21 protein-coding genes are annotated in these 20761 nt (G+C 73.9%); 6 read left to right on the top strand and 15 right to left on the bottom strand.

The window, feature by feature from the left end; all coding sequences use genetic code 11:
* Position 1 precedes the first annotated feature (1 nt).
* The 4 genes from ACZ3YO_RS11680 to ACZ3YO_RS11665 all read right to left on the bottom strand — a co-directional run bounded on the left by ACZ3YO_RS11680 (position 2) and on the right by ACZ3YO_RS11665 (position 3663).
* Positions 2 to 1339: a glutamyl-tRNA reductase gene (locus ACZ3YO_RS11680; protein WP_465548448.1), complete on the bottom strand. Its 1338-nt coding sequence runs from the start codon at positions 1337 to 1339 to the stop codon at positions 2 to 4.
* A 31-nt stretch (positions 1340 to 1370) separates the two neighbouring features.
* Positions 1371 to 2273 (bottom strand): redox-sensing transcriptional repressor Rex, encoded by a 903-nt coding sequence (locus tag ACZ3YO_RS11675; protein WP_405360232.1) that lies wholly within the window; start codon positions 2271 to 2273, stop codon positions 1371 to 1373.
* Positions 2274 to 2374: 101 nt separating this feature from the next.
* Positions 2375 to 3169 carry a 3'-5' exonuclease gene (locus ACZ3YO_RS11670; protein ID WP_465567978.1) on the bottom strand — a complete coding sequence of 265 codons (795 nt, stop codon included), beginning with the start codon at positions 3167 to 3169 and terminating at the stop codon, positions 2375 to 2377.
* Between the two features lie 209 nt (positions 3170 to 3378).
* Positions 3379 to 3663 carry a glutaredoxin family protein gene (locus ACZ3YO_RS11665; protein WP_465548445.1) on the bottom strand — a complete coding sequence of 95 codons (285 nt, stop codon included), beginning with the start codon at positions 3661 to 3663 and terminating at the stop codon, positions 3379 to 3381.
* Between the two features lie 119 nt (positions 3664 to 3782).
* On the opposite strand from ACZ3YO_RS11665, the gene ACZ3YO_RS11660 reads away from it, so the two are divergent.
* The 3 genes from ACZ3YO_RS11660 to ACZ3YO_RS11650 all read left to right on the top strand — a co-directional run bounded on the left by ACZ3YO_RS11660 (position 3783) and on the right by ACZ3YO_RS11650 (position 7866).
* Positions 3783 to 4772, top strand: a complete 990-nt coding sequence (locus ACZ3YO_RS11660; protein ID WP_465567975.1) for an HAD family hydrolase — start codon at positions 3783 to 3785, stop codon at positions 4770 to 4772.
* Positions 4773 to 5435: 663 nt separating this feature from the next.
* On the top strand, positions 5436 to 6221 hold the full coding sequence (locus ACZ3YO_RS11655; RefSeq protein ID WP_465568068.1) for an ECF subfamily RNA polymerase sigma factor, BldN family: 786 nt from the start codon (positions 5436 to 5438) through the stop codon (positions 6219 to 6221).
* A gap of 340 nt (positions 6222 to 6561) precedes the next feature.
* Positions 6562 to 7866 carry a DUF5667 domain-containing protein gene (locus ACZ3YO_RS11650; protein WP_465567972.1) on the top strand — a complete coding sequence of 435 codons (1305 nt, stop codon included), beginning with the start codon at positions 6562 to 6564 and terminating at the stop codon, positions 7864 to 7866.
* 97 nt (positions 7867 to 7963) lie between these two features.
* On the opposite strand, the gene ACZ3YO_RS11645 is transcribed toward ACZ3YO_RS11650, so the two are convergent.
* The 6 genes from ACZ3YO_RS11645 to ACZ3YO_RS11620 all read right to left on the bottom strand — a co-directional run bounded on the left by ACZ3YO_RS11645 (position 7964) and on the right by ACZ3YO_RS11620 (position 12632).
* Positions 7964 to 8974 carry a lysophospholipid acyltransferase family protein gene (locus ACZ3YO_RS11645; protein ID WP_465548441.1) on the bottom strand — a complete coding sequence of 337 codons (1011 nt, stop codon included), beginning with the start codon at positions 8972 to 8974 and terminating at the stop codon, positions 7964 to 7966.
* Positions 8975 to 8981: 7 nt separating this feature from the next.
* Positions 8982 to 10070, bottom strand: coding sequence for an NAD-dependent epimerase/dehydratase family protein (locus ACZ3YO_RS11640; protein ID WP_465567968.1), 1089 nt, complete (start codon positions 10068 to 10070; stop codon positions 8982 to 8984).
* Positions 10071 to 10216: 146 nt separating this feature from the next.
* On the bottom strand, positions 10217 to 10315 hold the full coding sequence (locus ACZ3YO_RS11635; RefSeq protein ID WP_003948845.1) for a 30S ribosomal protein bS22: 99 nt from the start codon (positions 10313 to 10315) through the stop codon (positions 10217 to 10219).
* Positions 10316 to 10503: 188 nt separating this feature from the next.
* Entirely contained in the window at positions 10504 to 10713 is a 210-nt protein-coding gene (locus ACZ3YO_RS11630; protein ID WP_148644250.1) for a helix-turn-helix domain-containing protein, read from the bottom strand.
* A 263-nt stretch (positions 10714 to 10976) separates the two neighbouring features.
* The gene (locus tag ACZ3YO_RS11625; protein ID WP_465567964.1) at positions 10977 to 12173 is read right to left on the bottom strand and encodes an acetoin utilization protein AcuC; all 1197 of its coding nucleotides are present in this window, start codon (positions 12171 to 12173) and stop codon (positions 10977 to 10979) included.
* Positions 12174 to 12242: 69 nt separating this feature from the next.
* Positions 12243 to 12632 carry an HGxxPAAW family protein gene (locus tag ACZ3YO_RS11620; RefSeq protein ID WP_465567961.1) on the bottom strand — a complete coding sequence of 130 codons (390 nt, stop codon included), beginning with the start codon at positions 12630 to 12632 and terminating at the stop codon, positions 12243 to 12245.
* A gap of 112 nt (positions 12633 to 12744) precedes the next feature.
* Here ACZ3YO_RS11620 and ACZ3YO_RS11615 point away from each other — a divergent pair, with 112 nt between their 5' ends.
* Positions 12745 to 13224, top strand: coding sequence for a MarR family transcriptional regulator (locus tag ACZ3YO_RS11615; protein ID WP_465567958.1), 480 nt, complete (start codon positions 12745 to 12747; stop codon positions 13222 to 13224).
* A 44-nt stretch (positions 13225 to 13268) separates the two neighbouring features.
* On the opposite strand, the gene ACZ3YO_RS11610 is transcribed toward ACZ3YO_RS11615, so the two are convergent.
* The 3 genes from ACZ3YO_RS11610 to proC all read right to left on the bottom strand — a co-directional run bounded on the left by ACZ3YO_RS11610 (position 13269) and on the right by proC (position 16100).
* Positions 13269 to 14483, bottom strand: coding sequence for an MFS transporter (locus ACZ3YO_RS11610; RefSeq protein ID WP_465567955.1), 1215 nt, complete (start codon positions 14481 to 14483; stop codon positions 13269 to 13271).
* 106 nt (positions 14484 to 14589) lie between these two features.
* Positions 14590 to 15240: an HAD family hydrolase gene (locus tag ACZ3YO_RS11605; RefSeq protein ID WP_465567952.1), complete on the bottom strand. Its 651-nt coding sequence runs from the start codon at positions 15238 to 15240 to the stop codon at positions 14590 to 14592.
* A 32-nt stretch (positions 15241 to 15272) separates the two neighbouring features.
* Positions 15273 to 16100 carry a pyrroline-5-carboxylate reductase gene (gene proC, locus ACZ3YO_RS11600; protein ID WP_465567949.1) on the bottom strand — a complete coding sequence of 276 codons (828 nt, stop codon included), beginning with the start codon at positions 16098 to 16100 and terminating at the stop codon, positions 15273 to 15275.
* 206 nt (positions 16101 to 16306) lie between these two features.
* Between proC and ACZ3YO_RS11595 the strand changes: the two genes are divergently transcribed.
* Together ACZ3YO_RS11595 and ACZ3YO_RS11590 are read left to right on the top strand one after the other, a co-directional pair.
* Entirely contained in the window at positions 16307 to 16741 is a 435-nt protein-coding gene (locus tag ACZ3YO_RS11595; RefSeq protein WP_465567946.1) for a hypothetical protein, read from the top strand.
* 111 nt (positions 16742 to 16852) lie between these two features.
* Positions 16853 to 18205, top strand: coding sequence for an SCO2583/SCO2584 N-terminal domain-containing protein (locus tag ACZ3YO_RS11590; protein WP_465567944.1), 1353 nt, complete (start codon positions 16853 to 16855; stop codon positions 18203 to 18205).
* Between the two features lie 6 nt (positions 18206 to 18211).
* Here ACZ3YO_RS11590 and ACZ3YO_RS11585 read toward each other — a convergent pair whose 3' ends face one another.
* Both ACZ3YO_RS11585 and ilvD read right to left on the bottom strand, forming a co-directional pair.
* Positions 18212 to 18739 carry an EamA/RhaT family transporter gene (locus ACZ3YO_RS11585; RefSeq protein ID WP_465567942.1) on the bottom strand — a complete coding sequence of 176 codons (528 nt, stop codon included), beginning with the start codon at positions 18737 to 18739 and terminating at the stop codon, positions 18212 to 18214.
* Between the two features lie 114 nt (positions 18740 to 18853).
* Positions 18854 to 20698 carry a dihydroxy-acid dehydratase gene (ilvD, locus tag ACZ3YO_RS11580; RefSeq protein ID WP_396321869.1) on the bottom strand — a complete coding sequence of 615 codons (1845 nt, stop codon included), beginning with the start codon at positions 20696 to 20698 and terminating at the stop codon, positions 18854 to 18856.
* Positions 20699 to 20761 lie beyond the last annotated feature (63 nt).

Below are 20761 nucleotides of genomic sequence, written 5' to 3'. Positions count from 1 at the left end.
TTCATCTGGCGCCCCCGCCCGAAGGCTGCTGGGTGCCGATCGGAGTGCCCGAGACCGCGTGCACGGCCGCCGGGTCGAGGTCGAACAGCTCGCGCAGCGCGTCCGCGTAGGACGCGCCGCCCGGCTCGGCGGCCAGCTGCTTCACCCGCACGGTCGGCGCGTGCAGCAGCTTGTCGACGACCCGGCGGACGGTCTGGGTGATCTCGGCGCGGGAGCGCTCGTCCAGACCGGGCAGCCGGGAGTCCAGGCGGCCCAGCTCGGCGGCCACCACGTCGGAGGCCATCGCCCGCAGCGCCACCACGGTCGGGGCGATCCGGGCGGCCCGCTGGGCGGCGCCGAAGGCGGCCACCTCGTCGGCGACGATGCCGGAGACGGCGTCCACGTCCCCGGCGCCGGGGGTGGCGGCGTGGGCGTGCGAGAGGCTCTCCAGGTCGACCAGGAGCGCGCCGGGCAGCTCGTGCACGGCGTGGTCGACGTCGCGCGGCATGGCGAGGTCGAGGAAGGCGAGCGGGGTGGCGGCACCGCGGGCGGCGACCGCCGCGGCGACGTCCTCGGCCCTGATTACCACGCCGGCCGCGCCGGTGCAGGAGATCACCAGGTCGACGTCGGCCAGCGCCTCGGGCACCTTGGCCAGCTCGACCGTCCTGGCCGCACCGGCGCCGAGGATCTCGACCAGCCGCTCGGCGCGCTCGGGCGTCCGGTTGGCGATCAGCAGGTCGGTGACGCCGGAGCGGACGAGGGTGGCGGCGGCCAGCGAGCTCATCGAGCCCGCGCCGACCACCAGGGCCCGCTTGCCGGCGATCTCGCCCGCGCCGGCCGCGACCTGCTCCAGGCCGAAGGTCACCAGCGACTGGCCGGCCTTGTCGATGCCGGTCTCACTGTGCGCCCGCTTGCCGACCCGCAGGGCCTGCTGGAACAGCTCGTTCAGGCCGCGCCCGGCGGTGTGCTCGTCCTGCGCCTTGGCCAGCGCGTCGCGCAGCTGCCCGAGGATCTGGCCCTCGCCGACCACCATCGAGTCCAGGCCGCAGGCCACCGAGAAGAGGTGGTGGACGGCGCGGTCCTCGTAGTGGACGTAGAGGTGGGAGGTCAGCTCCTCCAGGTCCACCCCGCTGTGGTGGGCCAGCAGCAGCGACAGCTCGGCGACGCCGGCGTGGAACTTGTCCACGTCCGCGTACAGCTCGATCCGGTTGCAGGTGTTCAGCAGCGCGGCCTCGGCGACGGTCGCGGTGGCCGCCGCGTCGTGCAGCAGCCTGGTCGGGACGTCACCGGTCAGGGCGGCGCGCTCCAGCACGCCGACCGGGGCGGTGCGATGACTCAGCCCTACGACGAGAAGACTCATGCCCGCCCCCTGGTGCCACGGATCTCGGTGCTCATGCCGGCATCACCGCGGAGAGCTCGCCCTCGCCGCCCTTGCCGGGCTTGTCGGCCTTCGGCGCCGCCTCGGCGTCCTTGGCCGCCGGCTCGGCGGTCGTACGGGTCTTGCCGGAGCCGCCGGCGGCACGGCGCAGCTTGGCGGCGGCCGCGCGGACCGGGCCGGGGGCGCGGTCCAGCACCGACTCGGTGCGGTCGGGCTCCTCGCCGGCCTTGCGCTGCTCGTGGAAGGCCAGGATCTGCAGCTCGATGGAGAGGTCCACCTTGCGCACGTCCACGCCGTCCGGGACGGTCAGCACGGTCGGGGCGAAGTTGAGGATGCTGGTGACACCGGCCTCGACCAGGCGGTCGCAGACCTGCTGGGCGGCGCCGGGCGGGGTGGTGATGACGCCGATCGAGACGTGCTGGCTCTCCACGATGGACTCCAGTTCGTCCATGTGGCGCACCGGCAGGCCGGCCGCGCTGCTGCCGACCACGGCCGGGTCGGCGTCCAGCAGGGCCGCCACCCGGAATCCGCGGGAGGCGAAGCCGCCGTAGTTGGCGAGCGCGTGGCCGAGGTTCCCGATGCCGACGATGACGACCGGCCAGTCCTGGGTCAGGCCCAGCTCGCGGGAGATCTGGTAGACGAGGTACTCGACGTCGTAGCCGACACCGCGGGTGCCGTACGAGCCGAGGTAGGAGAAGTCCTTGCGCAGCTTCGCGGAGTTCACGCCCGCGGCGGCGGCCAGCTCCTCGGAGGAGACGGTCGGCACCGAGCGCTCGGAGAGCGCGGTGAGGGCCCGCAGATAGAGGGGAAGACGGGCGACGGTCGCCTCCGGGATTCCCCGGGCACGCGAGGGTCGGCGCGCGGCGCCCTGGTCGGGCGTCTGCGAACTGCTCTGTGGTGATCGGCCGATTGCCACGGTGCTCCTGTGGGTGAAGCTGGGCTTTGGCAGCCAGGCTATGCGTTTGTGAACGTGTGCACAAAGATGGTGTCCGATTTGTCCCCGCACAGTGATGCGCATCACGCCGAGGACCCCATAGCACCGGTCCCTTTCCGGGCCGCCGCCGGGGGCTGTGCGCCCGGCGTCCGGACGGGGTACGGCGGCTCCCGAAGCGGCTCGGGCGGGCCCGCCGGCGACGCCTCGGGCGGCAGGTCGCGACGGCGCAGCGGAACGGGCTCGCCGGACGGCCGGGAACGCGCCTGGCCCAGCCGCGGCCACGGCACCCGGGCCGCCTCGCGCAACGGCACCGCCCAGTCGTCCAGCGGACAGGACGGCACCCCCACGCAGTGCCGCAGCAGTTCGGCGGTGGCCCGGGCGTCGCCCAGCGCGGTGTGCGCCGGGAACCGGCCCAGGCCGGCCGCCTCCGCGCAGGCCGCCAGGCCGAAGCCGCGGGCCTGCGGCAGGTGCGCGCGGGCCAGCCGCATCGTGCAGAGCAGGGGGACCGGCGGCAGCGGCACGCCGATCCGGGCGAACTCACGATCCAGGAAGGCGTGGTCGCAGGTCACGTGATGGCCGACCAGCACCCGGCCGGCCAGCAGCTCCAGCAGGCGCGGCGCGATCTCGCGGAACCGGGGGGCGCCCTCGACGTCGGCCTGGGCTATCCGGTGCACATGGGTCGGGCCGACCGGGCCCAGCGGGTCCAGCAAGGTGCAGAACTCGGCCTCGGGGCGCAGCGCCCCGTCCAGCAACACCACGGCGACCTCGACCACCCGGTGCCGCCACGGGCTGCGGCCGGTCGCCTCCACGTCCACCACCGCGAACCCGCCGGCCCCGGCGGGCACGACAGAAGTCCCAGGGGTCGGGCCGGGAAGCATGGCGGCACTCCTCGCGTGCTCAGCCCCCCATGGGCGCAAACGAGTTCGATCGTAAGCCGACCGGCGGGGGCTCCCCAGACCGATCCCGGTTTTCTTCACAACGATTCGGCGAACCGCCCCCGCCGGACGGCGGGGGCGGCGGCGGCAGGGGCGGCGGCGGCAGGGGCGCGGGCCGCCCGGACCGGGCCCGGGCGCGTACCGCCCGCCCCTCAGGCCCCCAGGGCGGCGCGCAGGCGGCGCTCGTCGACCCGCCAGAAGTCGTGCTGACGGCCGTCGATCAGGGTGACCGGGATCTGCTCCCAGTACTTCCGGTACAGCTCCTCGTCCTGTGTGATGTCCCTCTCCTCGAAGGACGCACCCAGCTCGCCGGTCACCCGGACGATCACCTCCCGGGCGTCGTCGCACAGGTGGCAGCCGGGCTTGCCGACCAGGGTCACGGTCCGCTCGGCCGGGTTCGGGCTCGGGTTCTTGTCACGTCGCAGCAGTGGGCTCACCCGGCCATTGTGCGCCCGCCCCACGCCGGCCCGGAGCCACGGGCGGGCCGCCCGGTGTTCACCGCGCGGGCACTCCGTCGTCACGGCCTCTCCCGGCCCGGCTGGCTATGCTCGGTGCCATGGCCGTGCTCCGAAGGCTCACCCAGTCAAGGCGTTCCACCACCGCGCGGACCGCCCTGGCCGGCGAGGCCGCGGCCGAGGCGGCGGAGGCCGCCCTGCGGGCCGAGCCGGCCGTCGCCGTCGCCCCGGACGCACCGGAGGAGCAGGCCCCGGCGGCCGACCGGTCGGCGAAGGCCCCCAAGGCACCCGCCGGGAACCACACCCCCGAGCGGGACGACCCGCGCGCCGCCGCCTTCTTCGACTGCGACAACACCATCCTGCGCGGCGCCGCGATCTTCTACCTCGGCGTCGGCCTCTACCGCCGCGGCTTCCTCACCCGCCGTGACATCGCCCGGTTCGCCTGGCAGCAGACCTGGTTCCGGCTGCACGGCGCCGAGGACCCGGACCACATGGCCGACGCCCAGCACACCGCGCTCGGCCTGGTCGCCGGCAAGCGGACCGCCGACCTCGAAGCCCTCTGCGAGGAGGTCTTCGAGCAGGTCGTCGCCGACAAGATCTGGCCCGGCACGCGCGCCCTGGTCCAGATGCACCTGGACGCGGGCCAGCGGGTCTGGCTGGTCACCGCCGCCCCGCTGGAGGTGGCCCGGGTCATCGCCCGCCGGCTCGGCATGACCGGTGCGCTCGGCACCGTCGCCGAGGCCGAGGGCGGCCTCTACACCGGCCGGCTGGTCGGCGAGCTGCTGCACGGGCCCGCCAAGGCGGCCGCCGTCCGGGCGCTGGCCCGCCGCGAACGGCTCGCCCTGGACCGCTGCGCCGCGTACAGCGACTCGGCCAACGACATCCCGATGCTCTCGCTGGTCGGCCACCCGTACGTGGTGAACCCGGACGGCGCGCTGCGCCGGCACGCCCGGGCCCAGGGCTGGCGGGTGCGGGACTTCCGGACCGGGCGCAAGGCGGCCCGGGTGGGCCTCCCGGCGGCGGCCGCACTGGGCGTCGTCGCGGGAGGGGCGGCCGCGGGGGTCGCCCTGCACCGCCGCCGGCGCGCCTGATCCGCGCCCGGGACCACACCCGGGACCACACCCGGACCGCGTCCGGACCACCCGGACCGCGTCCGGACGACGCCTCCGCCGTTCCGTGGCGCGCCGGGACGACGGCTTCCCCTGGGCGGGTGACCGCCCGTCAATCCGCATGCTGACCAGGCCGCTCGTACGGGCGAACTCCCGCGTGGCGCAGGGCCGTCCGAGCCGAGCGAACGAACCTGTCAGCCAGCGACCGGTTCTGATCGTTCGCCAGACGGGGAAAGTCAGGGGTTACCGAGGCCAATGACTGGGAAACCGCCCGCCAGACCGCCGAATTGGTCACCCTGTGCGCCTGTTCGATCACGTTGGGCCGGATGAACGATGACATCTTCGGTCAGTGTCAGCCGAATATGCATGCAATGCGGATCCCAAACGACCACTTCGACCACACGGTGTAGCTGTCATTGCACAAAGCGTTATTCTCTCCTGGATGCACGTCACCCACGCGCCCCTCCCGACCGGGCGGCGCGGGCGTGCTCTCCGCGCAGGCGGAGGTGATCCGTCCACAGTTCTGCCTCTGGGAGTCCCGTGTACCCACCCGTCCGGAACGACGCGCCTGCACCCTCCCGCCCGTCGCCCGCGCCCCTGCGCTCCCGCACCAGCCTCCGCGGCCGCCCGGCCTCCGCCCGGCAGATCTCCACCGGCCTGGAGCTGTTGCGCACCCTGCTCCGCAGCCAGCTCGCCGCCTCGCCCCAACTGGTCCCCGCCGGCGCCGCGTTCGGCTACGGCCCGCCCCAACCCGCCGGCCAGGCCCTGCGCACCACCGCCGCCGGCTCCTCCACCGGGACCGGCTCGCGCGGCCGGACCGGGGCCACCGGCACCAGCGGCCGCAGCCGGGCCAGGACGGCCCCGAGCCCCGGCTACGAGACCGAACACAACCCGATCATGGAGCTGGTCGAGAAGGCCCAGGCCGGCGAGAGCGAGGCCTTCGGCCGCCTCTACGACCACTACGCGGACACTGTCTACCGCTACATCTACTACCGGGTGGGCAGCCGGGCCACCGCCGAGGACCTCACCAGCGAGACGTTCCTGCGCGCGCTGCGCCGGATCGGCACCTTCACCTGGCAGGGCCGGGACTTCGGCGCCTGGCTGGTGACCATCGCCCGCAACCTGGTGGCCGACCACTTCAAGTCCAGCCGGTTCCGGCTGGAGGTCACCACCGGCGAGATGCTCGACTCCAACGAGTGCGAGCGCAGCCCGGAGGAGTCGGTGCTGGAGTCGCTCTCCAACGCCGCCCTGCTGGACGCGGTGCGCCGGCTCAACCCGCAGCAGCAGGAGTGCGTCACGCTCCGCTTCCTGCAGGGGCTCTCGGTGGCCGAGACGGCCAGGATCATGGGCAAGAACGAGGGCGCCATCAAGACCCTCCAGTACCGCGCGGTGCGGACGCTGGCCCGTCTGCTGCCGCCCGACGCGCGGTGAGCGGAGCCGGACCGGGGGGCCGTGGCGGGAACACCGCCGGAGACGGCGCCGGGGACCGCCCCGGTGAGATAGCCGGGCAGCGAGCCGGTCGGACGACGGAGAGGGCGCCGGGGGTGCCGTCACCGTCGGCGCAGGCCCGACACGTCCGGGTGAACGGTCGGTCCGATGATCAGCCGTGCGTAACCGACCGCCCGCACCGCTCGTTGGCCAGCGTGCAAGCCTCCACCAGGCGTACGGTCAAGTCGAATTGCGACCTCTCACCCGATGGAGTGGCTTTGGCCCGCCGAGGCAACCGTCCGGCAGGCCGGGGTGTCGACAACGACGAAGGGAGGTGTGGCCCGTGACGGCAAACGTGCTGGAGCACCGGCGGGTGAAGGCCTTCGCCGAGGCGCTGGAGGCCCACCAGGCAGAGCAACGCGGCGCCGCCGCTGCCGGATCGGCCAACACCGCTTCCACCGGTGCCGGTTCGGCCGCCATGGCCGAGCTGGTCGGCATGGCCGGTGCGCTGGGCGCGCTGCCCGGACCGGAGCTGGACGCGGAGGTCCGAACCGTCCAACGCGCCCAGCTGATGGCCGCGTTCGAGCAGGCCTTCGCCGGCGGACCGGGCGCGACCGTCCCCCGCCAGCGCAGGCACCGGGCGGTCCGGATGGCGCCGCGCGGCCGTTGGAGCCGCCGGTTCGCGATCGGCGGCCTGGTCGCCGGGCTCGCCGTCGGCAGCTTCGCCGGCGCGGCCGTCGCCAGCTCCAACGCGCTGCCCGGGGACACGCTCTACGGCATGAAGCGCGGCCTCGAAGGGCTCCGGCTGGACCTCGCGAACTCCGACAGCGAGCGCGGCGGGCTGCTGCTCGACAACGCCGCCACCCGGCTCGACGAGGCCCAGAGCCTGGTCGGCCGGACGGACGGCGCCGGCGCGCTCAGCCCGGGCACCGTCGATCAGGTCCGCAAGGCGCTCGACGACATGCACGCCGACGCCCTCAAGGGCCGCGACCTGCTGCGCTCGGTCTACCGGAGCAACGGCTCGCTCGACCCGATGCGCACCCTGGCCGGCTTCGCCCAGGACGAGGACGACCGCTGGAGCGACCTGCAGAGCAGGCTGCCGGTCCAGCTGATCCCCCAGGCGCACCTGGTCGACCAGCTCTTCGACGACATAAGCGAGGACGTCGCGCCCCTGCGACTGGCTGCGCCGCCCGCCAAGGGCGGCGACAAGGCAGGCAACGGGACGGGCGGCACGGGCTCCGCGCCCAACGGCAGCTCCCCGGCCGGCACCCCGGCCGTCGGCGGCAACGCCGCACCGGGCGCCGGGCAGGCCCAGAGCGGCGGCGCGGGCAGCGCCAACGGCGGCAAGGCCGGCACCACCGAGCGGGCACCGTCCACCGGGGCGAGCACGCCGGGCAACGGCGGCGCCGGCGCCCCGAGCAGCGTGCCCAGCAACGCCGCGGGCGCGGTGAACGGGCTGGTCGACAACCTCACCAACGGGCTCACCGGCACCAAGCCCTCGCCGAGCCCCGACCCGACGCCCGACCAGGCGGCCCCACAGCCGTCCGGGACGCCCAGCGCCGCCACCGGCGACGCACCTCCGCAGGGCGTCGAGGTGCCCCCGCTGATCCCCGGGCTGCTGCCCGGGCTGCGGATCCTCGGCGGCTGACGCGGTGGAACACGGCTGAGGGGCCCGGCGCTGCCGCCGGGCCCCTCAGCCGTTCCGGAAAGGAATCCGGCAGAACGCCGGCAGGACGCCGGCAGGCTCAGAAGAACACCGAACGCCGCTGCACCAGCAGCTCGTAGAGGGTGTGCTGGATGGTCTCCCGCACCTCGTCGGCCAGGTCGAAGACCAGCATCGGGTCGTCCGCCGCCTCCACCGGGTGCCGGTCGGTGGCGATCGGCTCGCCGAACTGGATCGTCCACTTGGTCGGCAGCGGCACCGCGCCCAGCGGCCCGAGCCACGGGAAAGTCGGCGTGATCGGCACGTACGGCAGGCCCAGGAGCCGGGCCAGGGTCTTGAAGTTGCCGATCATCGGATAGGTCTCCTCCGCCCCGACGATCGAGCAGGGGACGATCGGCACCTGTGCCCGCAGGGCCGAGGCGACGAACCCGCCCCGCCCGAACCGCTGCAGCTTGTACCGGTCGGAGAACGGCTTGCCGATGCCCTTGAAGCCCTCCGGCCAGACCCCGACCAGCTCGCCGCGCTCCAGCAGCGCCTGGGCGTCCTCGTTGCAGGCCAGCGTGTGGCCGGCCTTGCGGGCCAGCTCGTTGATGCCGGGCAGGACGAACACCAGGTCAGCGGCGAGCATCCGCAGGAACCGCCCGCCGGGGTGGTGGTCGTGGATGGCGACCTGGGTCATCAGGGCGTCCAGCGGGATCGTCCCGGAGTGGTTGGCGACGATCAGCGCGCCGCCCTCGGCCGGGATGTTCTCGATCCCGCGCACCTCGATCCGGAAGTACTTCTCGGCGAGCGGACGCAGCAGCGAGAGCAGCACCTCCTCGGTCAGCTCGCGGTCGAAGCCGAACTCGTCCACCTCGTAGTCCCCGGTGACCCGGCGGCGCAGGAAGGCGAGGCCTTCGGCGGCCCGGCCCTCCCAGCCCTTGCCGAACAGCCGGGTGGCGGCCGGGCCGAGCCGCCCGGCCAGCGCCCCGCCGACGGCGTCGGCGAGCTGGTCGGCCAGGCCGGCGGGCCGGTCGGGCTCGCTCCAGCTGGGCGCGGACTCGATCGGGATGACCTTGGCCCGGCCCGGCGCGTTCTCGGCTGCGGCACTCATCGCGGGTTCAGCTCCTGGGTCGGTCGGGGCGGGTGGCCGGGCCGTGCTCGCGCCCGAGCAGCGCGGCCAGCCCGTCGGTGACGGCGGCGAGCCGCTCGGGCGGCAGCAGGCCGGCGGACTGCGCGGCGGCGAAGTCGGCGAACGCCCCCGGGGTGGTGTACCGGGGCCGGTAGCCGAAGGTCTCGCGCAGCCGGGTGGTGTCCACCACCCGGCCGTGGGTGAGCAGCCGCAGCTGCTCGGGCGAGAAGTCGACCATCCTGGTCTGCCGGGCCAGCCCGGCCATCCAGCTGATCGCGGGCAGCAGCAGCGGCAGCATCGGCCGGCCGAGCCGGCGGGCGCACTGGGAGAGCAGCAGCACGCCCTCCCCCGCCACGTTGAAGGTGCCGGCGTTGACGGTGCCCGGCTCGGGCTCGTCGGCCGCCCGGGAGAGGACCGCGAGCACGTCGTCCTCGTGGACGAACTGCAGCCGCGGGTCGTAGCCGAGGACGGTGGGCAGCACCGGCAGCGCGAAGTACTCGCTGAGCGGGGTGTCGGCGCCGGGGCCGACGATGTTGGCGAACCGCAGCACCGTCACCGCGACGTCCGGGCGGCGCCGGGCGAAGCCGCGGACGTAGCCCTCGACCTCCACCGCGTCCTTGGCGAAGCCGCCGCCGGGCAGGTTCTTGGGCTGGGTCCGCTCGGTGAACACCGCCGGATCGCGCGGCGCCGAGCCGTAGACGCCGGTGGTCGACTTCACGACCAGCCGCCGCACCCCGGGCGCCTTCTGGCAGGCACCGAGCAGCTGCATGGTGCCGATGACGTTGGACTCCTTGACCGACGAGCGGTTGGTGGAGCCCAGGCCGGTGGCGCTCACGGCCAGGTGGACGACGGTGTCGACGCCGTGCTCGGCGATCACCCGGGCCACCGCCGGGCGGCGCAGGTCGAGCTGGTGGAACCGGTACGGCGCGGCGGGCCCGTCCGGCTCCTCGACGGCCTGCCGGGGCGGCAGCACGTCCACGCCGACCACCAGGTCGACGCCGGGCCGGCGGCGGAGCTCGGCGGCGAAGCGGGCCCCCAGCTGGCGGGCCACGCCGGTGACGAGCACGACCTTGCCCACGCTGCTGCACCTCGTTCCTCGGCCTTCGCGGCCTGCGTGCACCGTACCGCGACACCGCGGCGGGCCGTGAAACGACACCGCCCGCCCAGACCACAGGGGCCTGGACGGGCGGTGGAAGCGCCGGGCGCGCAGGGCGCGGCGGGCGCTTACTTCTTGTTGCGACGCTGCACGCGGGTCCGCTTCAGAAGCTTGCGGTGCTTCTTCTTGGCCATACGCTTGCGACGCTTCTTGATGACAGAGCCCACGGAACAACCCTCGCTCACTGAGACTCCCGTCCGTGAGAGACGGAGTCCATACGACTGACGGAGGGCCTAGCCTACCGTCCGTAGGCCCAGGGCAGTAATCGTGCTCCCGGTGACCGGGAAACTCGGGGGAAATCTGCGGCAAACGAGTGCGGGGCCCACCGGCTGTGAGCCCCGACCCGCCGCCTGTCCTACGCGCTCTCGAGCCGCACGTACGACTCCTTGAGGTACTCGTGCACCGCTTGCTGGGGCACCCGGAAGGACCGCCCGACCCGGATGGCCGGCAGCTCTCCGCTGTGCACCAACCGGTACACCGTCATCTTCGACACCCGCATGACCGCGGCCACCTCGGCCACGGTCAGGAAGACAACTTCCTGCAGGGGGCGTTCGCCGGAACTCATGACCATCACCCGACCCTTACCCGTGTGCAAGGCACCGGCTTCCCCTCCGGTGACTCCACCGGCACACGTGTATCCCCAGAGTAGTTATGGGTGGTACCAGTGGGAAGAGGGAGAAGCGCAGTCCTCGTACGGTGAGAGATAGGACTGTTGCAGTACGTAGTCGCTCGGCGGTCTGCCGTACCGTCCGTGCGCACCGCCCACACCCTTCACAACCGGGGGCCGCGGTTCAGCGCCACGGCCGGGGCCCTGGTCAGTGCCCCCGGTCAGGGCAGCAGGCCGTGGTGGGGCAGGACGGCGCGGCGGGCGGCCAGGATCGCCTGGTCGAGCCGGTCGGCCGGATCGTATCCCGCGTCGAAGTCCCGCCAGGCCGGCCGGGCGCCGTCGGTCATCCGCAGCGGGGCCGGGCGGCGGGTGCGCCGGTACACCTCCGCGCGCCAGGCCTCCGGGGTCTCGGTGGCCGGGTCGACGGGCCGGCCGGCGGCGGTGGCGACGAGGTGGGTCCAGGTCCGCGGGACGACGTCCACGACGGCGTAGCCGCCGCCGCCGAGGGCGATCCAGCGGCCCTCGGCGTGCCGGTGGGCCAGGGCGTGCAGCTCCTCGGCGATCAGCCGCTGGGCGTCGACGGTGACGGCGAGGTGGGCGAGCGGGTCCTCCAGGTGGGTGTCCGCGCCGTGCTGGGTGACCAGGACCTGCGGGCGGAAGGCGGCCAGCAGCTCGGGCACCAGGGCGTGGAAGGCGCGCAGCCAGCCGGAGTCACCGGTGCCGGCGGGCAGCGGAAGGTTGGCGGCGGTGCCGGGGGCGTCCGGGCCGCCGGTCTCGGTGGCCCAGCCGGTCTGCGGGAAGAGCGTGGCGGGGTGTTCGTGCAGCGAGACGGTGAGGACCCGGGGGTCGTCCCAGAACGCCTGCTGGACACCGTCGCCGTGGTGGACGTCCACGTCGACGTAGGCGACCCGCTCGGCGCCGAGTTCGAGCAGCCGGGCGATGGCGAGCGCGGGGTCGTTGTAGATGCAGAAGCCGGACGCCTTGCCGGGCATGGCGTGGTGCAGGCCCCCGGCGAAGTTGACGGCGTGCGAGGTCTCGCCGCGCCAGACCGCCTCGGCGGCGGCCACCGACTGGCCGGCGATCAGCGCGGAGGCGGAGTGCACGGCGGGGAAGGCCCAGTTGTCGTCGGTGCCGAGCCCGTGCCGCTGGTCCCGCTCGTCCGGGTGGGCGGCGGCGTGCTTGACCGCCTCGACGTATTCGCGGGTGTGCACCAAGTGGAGGGTGGAGTCCCCGGCCGGCGGCGCCGAGCGGACGGTCACGCCCGGCCCGGTGTCCAGCCCGAGCGACTCCACGAGGCGCATGGTGAGCGCCAGCCGCTCCGGGTCCATCGGGTGACCGGGACCGAAGTCGTAGGCGGTGACCGCCTCGTCCCAGAAGAGATGCAGGCCGCAGGGGGTGTCACGCTCGGCTTCGGGCATGGCCTCCACGGTAGTGCGTCGCGGCGGTGCGACGGCCGCCAGGGGCGTGGCCCCGGCCCGCGGGCGCGGCTACCCGCGGGCGGCCCGGCCGGCCGGCCGCGGTGCGGGGGCGGCCCCGGCACCGCTCGCGGTGACGGCCGCGGTGACGGCCGCAGTGCCCGTCCGGCCCGCCAGGCGGCAGCCGAGGCAGTCGGGGTGGCCGTGCCGGGCGGCCGTGTCGCGGGTGCGCCAGTGCCGGCGGCCGGGCGGGCGCGGGCCGGTGGCCTTGCCCCAGCCGGCGAGGTGGAGCAGCCAGGCGGTGAGCCCGCCGAGGGCGGTGACCGCCGCGCCGAGCCAGAGCCCTGCCGCCGAGCCGGCCACCAGGGCCAGGCCGGCGACGGCGCTGCCGGTGACCGCGAGGGCGACGCCGGTCCAGCCGGCGACGGTGTGGCCCATGTCGTGCTCGTCGTGTGCGCCCATGTCTCCTCTTTTGGTGTGATGGGACCCGCGACCGGCCGGACCGCAGGGCGGAGCGGCCGCGCAGACGTTTTACCTCACGAGCTAAGTAACTTAGATGCTAAGGAGATCTCCCGTGGAGGGCAAGCCGCGCCCGCAGGCGACGGCCGAGCAGGCGCAGTACGCGATGGACCGGATGATCGCGCTCGCACAGTTCGGACAACAGGACATCGCCGCACGGCTCGGACTGAACGTCACCGACCTCACCTGCCTCGGCTTCGTCATCGAGGCGGCCCTGGCCGGGGAGCCGCTGGCGGCAGGCGACCTCGCCGAGCGGGCGCACCTGACCACCGGCGCGGTGACCGGCGTGCTCAACCGCCTGGAGAAGGCCGGCTACGCCCACCGGGAGGCCGACCCCGCCGACCGGCGCCGGGTACGGGTGGTGATGGCGGAGTCCGCACAGGCGCGCATCCTGGAGGTCTACGGCCCGTTCTACCAGCGCCTCGGTGCGCTGTTCGCCGACTACACCCCGGGCGAGATCGCCGTCCTCGCGGACTGGTTCACCCGCGCCAAGGCGCTGATGCAGGAGTCACTGGACGAGATCCGCGAGCCCTGAGCCCTGCACCCGGACCTCGGACCTCGGGCCGCGGGCCGCGGGCCTCAGGCCGTCACCGGAGCGAGCACCGGGGCGGGGGCGAACCGGCCGGCCAGCGGCAGGACGGCCAGCACCAGCAGCATCGGGGCGAGCAGCGCCCAGCGGTACGAGCCGGCGCCGGCGATCGCCCCGACCAGGGGCGAACCGATCAGGAAGCCCAGGTAGTTGAAGAGGTTGAGCCGGGCCACGGCGGCGTCCGAGTCGGCCGGGAAGAGCCGCCCGCCGGCCGCGAAGACCTGCGGGATGATCGCGCAGATCCCGAAGCCGAGCACGGTGAACCCGGCGATCCCGGCCGCCGCACCGGGCGCGGCGGCCGCCGCCGCGAAGCCCAGCGCGGCCAGTGCGGCACCGCCGCGGACCACCGGGACGGCGCCCCAGCGCTGCACCGCGCGGTCGCCGACCGCACGGCCGAGCAGCATCGCCACCATGTAGCCGAGGTAGGAGAGCTTGGCGACGTCCTCGGGGCTGCCCAGGCCGTCGGTGAGGTACTTGACGCTGTAGTTGGAGACCGAGGCGTCGGCGATGTAGGCGAACGCCATCGCCAGGCAGAGCGGCAGCAGCGGCCGCCACGGAATGGACCGGGCCGCGGCCTCGGCGGCCTCCCGGACGGCGTCGCCGAGTTCGGCGGGCCCGGCGGTGGGGGTCCCCCCGGCCGAAGGCCGGGGGAGGGTGCCGGCCGCCACGGCGAGCGGGGCGACCACGGAGGCGGCCGTCCCGAACAGGACGGGCAGGCCGAGGTCGTAGTGCGAGCCGAGGCCCGCGAGGGCCGCGCCGACGATGCCGCCGAGACTGAACGCGGCATGGAAGCCGAGCATGACCGAGCGGCCGTAGCGGTGCTGGAGGCCCACGCCGAGCATGTTCATACTGGCGTCCAGCGCGCCGACCAACAGCCCGAACGCGCCCAGCGCGAGGGCGAGTTGCCAGAGCGTCCCGCCGAGCCCGGCTCCGGCCAGGGTGAGGCAGACGGCGGGCTGGACCACCCGCAGCACGGCCCGCGCGCCGGTCCGCTTCACCAGCTGCTCGGAGAGGATCGAGCCCACCCCGGCCAGGACCGGCACGGCCGCCAGGAAGACCGGCAGCAGCGCGTCGCTGAGCCCGTACCGGTCCTGGAGCTCGGGGATGCAGGTGACCAGCAGGGCGAAGGTGACGCCCTGGAGCAGGAAGCTCGCGGCGAGCGCGGCTCTGGCCTGCCGCAGCCGAGGGGGTATCGCGGTGCTCACACGGACCTCGCTACTGGCCGGTACGACGATGTTGGCGAGAGCGTAGGCGGTGGCGGGCGATTGCGGGAGGGGTCGCGCGGGAGTTCCGGGGTCCGGCCCCGCGGGCTCAGAGCAGCGCCGGCACCTCGGCCAGGGCCGCGATCAGCCCGGTGGCACCGGCGGCGGTGAGCTTGGCCGCGTCGGTGAGCGCGGTGTAGCCGTACACGTCCATCCCGGCGGCGCGGGCGGCCAGCACGCCGTTGGGGCTGTCCTCCAGCACCAGGCAGCGGGCCGGGTCGACGCCGAGCGTACGGGCGGCGTGCAGGAACAGGTCGGGCGCGGGCTTGCCGACACCGACGTCCTGGGCGCTGAAGATCCGCTCCTCGGCGTGGTAGCCGCGCAGGCCGGTGACGTCGAGGGCGGTGCGGATCCACGCGTGGCTCGCCGAGGAGGCCAGGCAGTAGGGCACGGAGCGCTGCTGAAGCTCCTTCAGCAGCGGCTCCGCGCCCCGGACGGCGGTGAGCTCGGCGTCGAACGTGGCGAACACCCGGGCATGGAACAGGTCGTCGAAGCCGTCGGGCAGCTTCGCGCCGTCGTACCGCTCGGCGATCACGTCGTGGACCCGGTGGGCGGCGGTGCCCATGAAGTCCCGGTAGGAGTCCTCGGTCGTGGTCGGGTACCCGAGCTCGGTCAGGTACTCGGCGAGCAGCCGGTTGGAGAGCGGCTCGCTGTCCACCAGGACACCGTCGTTGTCGAAGATCACCAGGTCGTAGGCCATGCCGTCGAGCCTACTGGGCGGCTCCGGCGGCCCTACTTGCCGCCGGAGGCCAGCTCCCGGGAGCGGTCCCGGGCCGCCTCCAGGGCGCCGAGCAGGGCGGCCCGCACCCCGTGGTTCTCCAGCTCGCGGATGGCCGCGATGGTGGTGCCGGCCGGCGAGGTGACCGCCTCGCGCAGCTTCACCGGGTGCTCGCCGGAGTCCCGCAGCATCACCGAGGCGCCGATCGCCGACTGCACGATCAGGTCGTGCGCCACGTGCCGGGGCAGGCCGAGCAGGATGCCCGCGTCGGTCATCGCCTCGACCAGGAAGTAGAAGTACGCCGGGCCGGAGCCGGACAGCGCGGTGGCCGCGTCCTGCTGGGCCTCCGGCAGCCGCAGCGCCTTGCCCACCGAACGGAAGATCTCCTCGGCCCGCTCCAGGTGCGCCTCGGTGGCGTGCGAGCCGCCGGAGATCACGCTCATCCCCTCGTCCACCAGGACGGGCGTGTTGGGCATCACCCGGACCACCGGGGTGCCGGCCGCCAGCCGGGCCTCGAACCAGGCGGTGGGGATGCCGGCCGCCGCCGAGATCACCAGCCGGTCCGCGCCGACGTGCGGCGCCAGCTCGTCCAGCAGGGTGCCCATGTCCTGCGGCTTCACCGCGAGGATCAGGGTGTCCGCGAGCTTGGCGGCCTCGCTGTTGCCCACCACGGCGACGCCGTACGTGGCGGCCAGCTCGGCGGCCCGCTCCGGCCGGCGGGCGGTCACCAGGACGTCCGCCGGGTCCTTCCCGGCCCGCAGCAGACCGGAGAGCAGGGCCTCCCCGATCTTGCCCGTGCCGAGGAAGGCGATCTTCTGCCCGTGCGCCCCTGCGCTGCCCATGCCCGCTCCTTGCATCCGTTCCTGCCGCCATCCTCGCACCGCCGGTCCGCCCGCAGCGGGAACGTCCACCCTGCGGAAGCCCACGGGGCACCCGGGGCGTGCCCCACGGGGCACGGCAGGCACACGCCCTAGGGAGAAACTCGGGGTTCTCCCCTATGGCCCGCGGCTGTTCCCGGGCGCACCGTGGAGATATGGCACACGGAGAGATGTCCCGACGTGAGAACCGGCAAGTCGCCGTCGCCGCCGCGACGGTGGGACCGTGGCGGACGGCCGCGGGTGTCGGTGCGGTGGTGGGGGCGACGGCCCTGGGGATCGACGCGATCACCGGGGACTGGTCGCTGAGCATGCTGGCCGGTCCGGCCGGCTGGGCGCTGTTCTTCTTCTTCCTGGTCGGCACGGTGGGCGGCCGGCTGCGCCACGACAGCGGAGACCGGCGGCTGCGCGCGTGGGCGGCCGAGCACCCGTGGCAGTCGGCGCTGCCTGCGGCCGGCGGACTACTGGTGCTGAACACGCTGACGCAGGCGTTCCTCGGCGACGCGAGCCTGTTCGGCGCGTTCTTCCTCTCGCTGCTGCCGGCCGGCGTGCTGCTGGCGGTCGCGGGCGTGGTCGGCTCGGTGAAGCAGGCCCGCGGCAAGGGGTGAGGCGGCCCCGGACCGGACAAACAGGGGCGATTCTCGCACGCCGCACACGAGTTCACCACAAGGTGCGGACCCGATCGAAGAACCGTCACACCCCGTCGGCATACTGGCGCGATGCCGATAGCCGAAGATCCAGAACCGCGCCCGTCCGAGGGCCGGAGCCCGGACGGGGCAGACCCGTCCGGGGCGGGCGGGAAGGACCCGTTCGACGACCTCGTCCTGGACGAGGAGTTCGTCAAGGGCGCTGCCGTGAAGGAGCAGTCTGGTCGCACCCGGATGCTCGCCGCCCAGTGGAAGCACACCCCTCCGGTCGACCCCGGCGGCCGCCGCTCGGTGAACGACGGCCCGGCGAAGGGGAGGCGGTTCGGCCGCGCCCCGAAGCCGGTCGACCCCTGGGGCGGCCCCCGCCCGCGCCGCCGGCTGGAGTGGCGCACGCCGCTCTACGTGGTGCTGACGATCGCCGTGCTGCTCGCGGCACTGAACCTGAACGCCCTGCGGAGCTGGTACTCCGAGCACTACGGCAGCGACAGCGGTCCCTCCCCCGCGCCGTCCGCGCCCCCGGAGACGGCGAAGCCGACCACCGCACCGCCGGCCGCCGACGCACAGCAGCCGACCGTCGACCACCCGTGGGCCGGCTCGCCCGCCGAAGGCTGGCCGACCACGCTGGACGCCTTCGAGCTGCCGCAGGCCCCCGGCGCGATCGGGGTGTTCAGCGCCGAGCAGGTGGCCGCCCAGGTCAAGCTGGTGAAGGCGTACCTGGCGGCGGCCAACCTGGATCCGAAGGTGATCGCGGGCGGGCGGCCGGACGCGGCGCTGGCGATGCTCGAACGGGAGACCAGGGACGAGATCGAGGCCGCACTGGCCCACCCGTCGAAGGAGAACGACCCCACCGGGTCGTTCAGCCGCTTCGATCCGCGCGAGGCGGTCCCGGTGACCGACACGGTCAAGCTGCAGGGCCGGATCAGCGTCGAGGGCGACGGTGAGAAGGGAGTCGTGGTGCACACCGACTTCACCTACGTCTACGCCCTGCGCCCGGGGCCGGAGGCCGCGCAGCTGGCCGCCTCCCGGCGCCCCACGACGGGCACCCCGCCGCAGTCGGCGGCTCCTGCCCCCAAGGGCGACGGGACGACCAAGGGTGACGGGACGGCCAAGCCGGTGGGCCTGCTGGTGCCGGCGGCCGATGTCGCCGGGGACACCTGGACCGCCCGCACCGTGGTGCGGAAGATCGAGGACTTCCGGTTCTACGACCCGGGCAAGTACCGGAACGACCCGAAGAAGATCAACTTCGGCAGGAGCCGCTCGGAGTCCGGCAACTCGGCCTGCGACGTCTACGACGGCTACCTCCACCCGCAGTTCAACCAGTTCGCCCGGCCGCAGCCGAATCAGAGCGGGCCGACCAGCGACCCGTACGACCGCTCCAAGGACCTGACGGACCACGAGGACTGCGGCACGGTCAGCCGCAGCTGACCGCCGTCAGCGCTTGCGCTTGCCCCGGCCCGGCGCCTTGGCGTCGGGCCGGCCGCTGCGGCCGGCCTGGCGGCGCCCGTGGGCGGCGGTGGCCCGCTCGTACCCGGCCCGCTTGACCGCCTCGCCGGGGGCCTCGGTGAGGCTGCGCAGGAAGTAGGCGAACAGCGCGCCGGCTCCGCCGATGATCCAGACCGCGCCGAGCGACTTCTCCTCGGCCATCCAGCCGGTCAGCTGGTCCCTGCCCTCGGTGAGCAGCTTCCAGTTGCGCAGGCCGGAGAGGCATGAGCAGATCGCGAGGGCGGCGAGCAGCAGCCCGTTGACGAAGCCCCCGTTGTCGGAGAGCCGGACGCCGTCGACGGCGAGGCGCAGGACGAGGGCCACGGCAGCGGTCGCCAGCAGGGCGCCGACCGGCACGACGACCCGGCGCGTCCAGTAGTCGCGGCCACGGCCGACCCAGCTGGTGCCGAACCAGCGGATCGGCTCCGGCTCGGGGGCGCCGGCGGGCTTGGGGGCGGGGGTGGAGTGCTCGGTCACACGGCCGATTATCACCCGGTGCCGCGGGAACGCGGAGGAGCCGTCCGCCGGGGCGGAACGGCTCCTCGTGGTGCGCGGTGCTGTGCGCGGGGTGTCAGGCGGGTGCGCGGTGCGTCAGCCGAGCTTGGAGACGTCGCGGACGGCACCCTTGTCGGCCGAGGTGGCCATCGCGGCATAGGCGCGCAGGGCCTGGCTGACCTGGCGGTCGCGGTTCTTCGGCCGGTAGCCGCCCTCGGCCTCCAGCTTCAGCCGGCGCTCGTGGAGCTCCTCGAAGGAGACCTCCAGGGAGATCTTCCGGCCGGGGATGTCGATGGCGATGATGTCGCCGTCCTCGACCAGGGCGATGGTGCCGCCCGACGCGGCCTCCGGGGAGGCGTGGCCGATCGAGAGGCCCGAGGTGCCGCCGGAGAAGCGGCCGTCGGTGACCAGCGCGCAGGCCTTGCCGAGGCCGCGGCCCTTCAGGAAGGAGGTCGGATAGAGCATCTCCTGCATGCCGGGGCCGCCCCTGGGGCCCTCGTAGCGGATGACGACGACGTCACCCTCCTTGACCCGCTTGGTGAGGATCGCGTCGACGGCGTCCTCCTGGGACTCGACCACGACGGCCGGGCCGCTGAAGGTCCAGATCGACTCGTCCACGCCGGCGGTCTTCACGATGCAGCCGTCCTCGGCGAGGTTGCCGTACAGCACGGCGAGGCCGCCCTCGACGGAGTAGGCGTGCTCGACGCTGCGGATGCAGCCCTTGGCCGCGTCGGTGTCCAGCGACTCCCAGCGCTCGGACTGCGAGAACGCCTCGGCGGAGCGGACGCAGCCGGGGGCGGCGTGCCAGAGCTCGACGGCCTCGGCGGACGGCGAGCCGCCGCGGACGTCCCAGGTCTTCAGCCACTCGGCGAGCGAGTCGGAGTGGACGGTGTGCACGTCCTCGTTGAGCTGTCCGCCGCGGTAGAGCTCGCCGAGGATGGCGGGGATGCCGCCGGCCCGGTGCACGTCCTCCATGTAGTACGAGCCGTTGGGCGCGACCTTGGAGAGGCAGGGCACCTTGCGGGAGATGGCGTCGATGGCCCGCATGTCGAAGTCCAGCTCGGCCTCCTGGGCGGCGGCGAGCAGGTGCAGGATGGTGTTGGTCGAGCCGCCCATGGCGATGTCGAGGGCCATGGCGTTCTCGAAGGCGGCCCGGGTGGCGATCGAGCGCGGCAGGACGGAGTAGTCGTCCTGGTGGTAGTGGCGCTTGGTGATCTCGACGACGGTCCGGCCGGCCCGCTCGTACAGCGCCCTGCGGGCGGTGTGGGTGGCGAGCACGGAGCCGTTGCCGGGCAGCGAGAGGCCGATCGCCTCGGTGAGGCAGTTCATCGAGTTGGCGGTGAACATGCCCGAGCAGGACCCGCAGGTCGGACAGGCGTTCTCCTCGATGATCGCGATGTCCTCGTCGGAGACGTTCTCGTTCACCGCCTGGGAGATCGCGTCGACCAGGTCGAGCTTGCGCACGGTGCCGTCGACCAGGGTGGCCTTGCCGGCCTCCATCGGACCACCGGAGACGAAGACGGTGGGGATGTCGAGGCGCAGCGCCGCCATCAGCATGCCGGGGGTGATCTTGTCGCAGTTGGAGATGCAGATCAGGGCGTCGGCGCAGTGCGCGTTGACCATGTACTCCACGGAGTCGGCGATCAGGTCGCGCGAGGGCAGCGAGTAGAGCATGCCGCCGTGGCCCATCGCGATGCCGTCGTCCACCGCGATGGTGTTGAACTCGCGCGGGATGCCGCCCGCCTGCTTGATCGCCTCGGAGACGATCCGGCCGACCGGCTGCAGGTGGGTGTGGCCGGGGACGAACTCGGTGAAGGAGTTGGCGACCGCGATGATCGGCTTGCCGAAGTCCTCGCGGGCTACGCCGGCGGCCCGGAGAAGCGCCCGGGCGCCTGCCATGTTGCGACCGTGGGTGACCGTACGGGACTTCAGCTCGGGCACTGTGCTCCACTCCTTCGGAGGCCGGCGGCGCCGCCGGTAGGGAGGGTGCGGCGGCCGCTGTGT

The organism is Kitasatospora sp. NPDC022785, from assembly GCF_055561295.1.
Note: the sequence above shows the minus strand (reverse complement) of the source record. Positions and strands in the feature narration are given on the sequence as shown.

Excerpts from the sequence above, each read along its gene's own strand:
- ACZ3YO_RS11620 (WP_465567961.1), bottom strand. The coding sequence starts at position 12,632 with ATGGGCGCACACGACGAGCACGACATGGGCCACACCGTCGCCGGCTGG.
- ACZ3YO_RS11660 (WP_465567975.1), top strand. The coding sequence starts at position 3,783 with ATGGCCGTGCTCCGAAGGCTCACCCAGTCAAGGCGTTCCACCACCGCG.
- ACZ3YO_RS11645 (WP_465548441.1), bottom strand. The coding sequence starts at position 8,974 with ATGAGTGCCGCAGCCGAGAACGCGCCGGGCCGGGCCAAGGTCATCCCG.
- ACZ3YO_RS11670 (WP_465567978.1), bottom strand. The coding sequence starts at position 3,169 with ATGCTTCCCGGCCCGACCCCTGGGACTTCTGTCGTGCCCGCCGGGGCC.
- ACZ3YO_RS11680 (WP_465548448.1), bottom strand. The coding sequence starts at position 1,339 with ATGAGTCTTCTCGTCGTAGGGCTGAGTCATCGCACCGCCCCGGTCGGC.
- ACZ3YO_RS11630 (WP_148644250.1), bottom strand. The coding sequence starts at position 10,713 with ATGAGTTCCGGCGAACGCCCCCTGCAGGAAGTTGTCTTCCTGACCGTG.
- ACZ3YO_RS11605 (WP_465567952.1), bottom strand. The coding sequence starts at position 15,240 with ATGGCCTACGACCTGGTGATCTTCGACAACGACGGTGTCCTGGTGGAC.
- ACZ3YO_RS11625 (WP_465567964.1), bottom strand. The coding sequence starts at position 12,173 with ATGCCCGAAGCCGAGCGTGACACCCCCTGCGGCCTGCATCTCTTCTGG.
- ACZ3YO_RS11590 (WP_465567944.1), top strand. The coding sequence starts at position 16,853 with ATGCCGATAGCCGAAGATCCAGAACCGCGCCCGTCCGAGGGCCGGAGC.
- proC (WP_465567949.1), bottom strand. The coding sequence starts at position 16,100 with ATGGGCAGCGCAGGGGCGCACGGGCAGAAGATCGCCTTCCTCGGCACG.
- ACZ3YO_RS11595 (WP_465567946.1), top strand. The coding sequence starts at position 16,307 with ATGTCCCGACGTGAGAACCGGCAAGTCGCCGTCGCCGCCGCGACGGTG.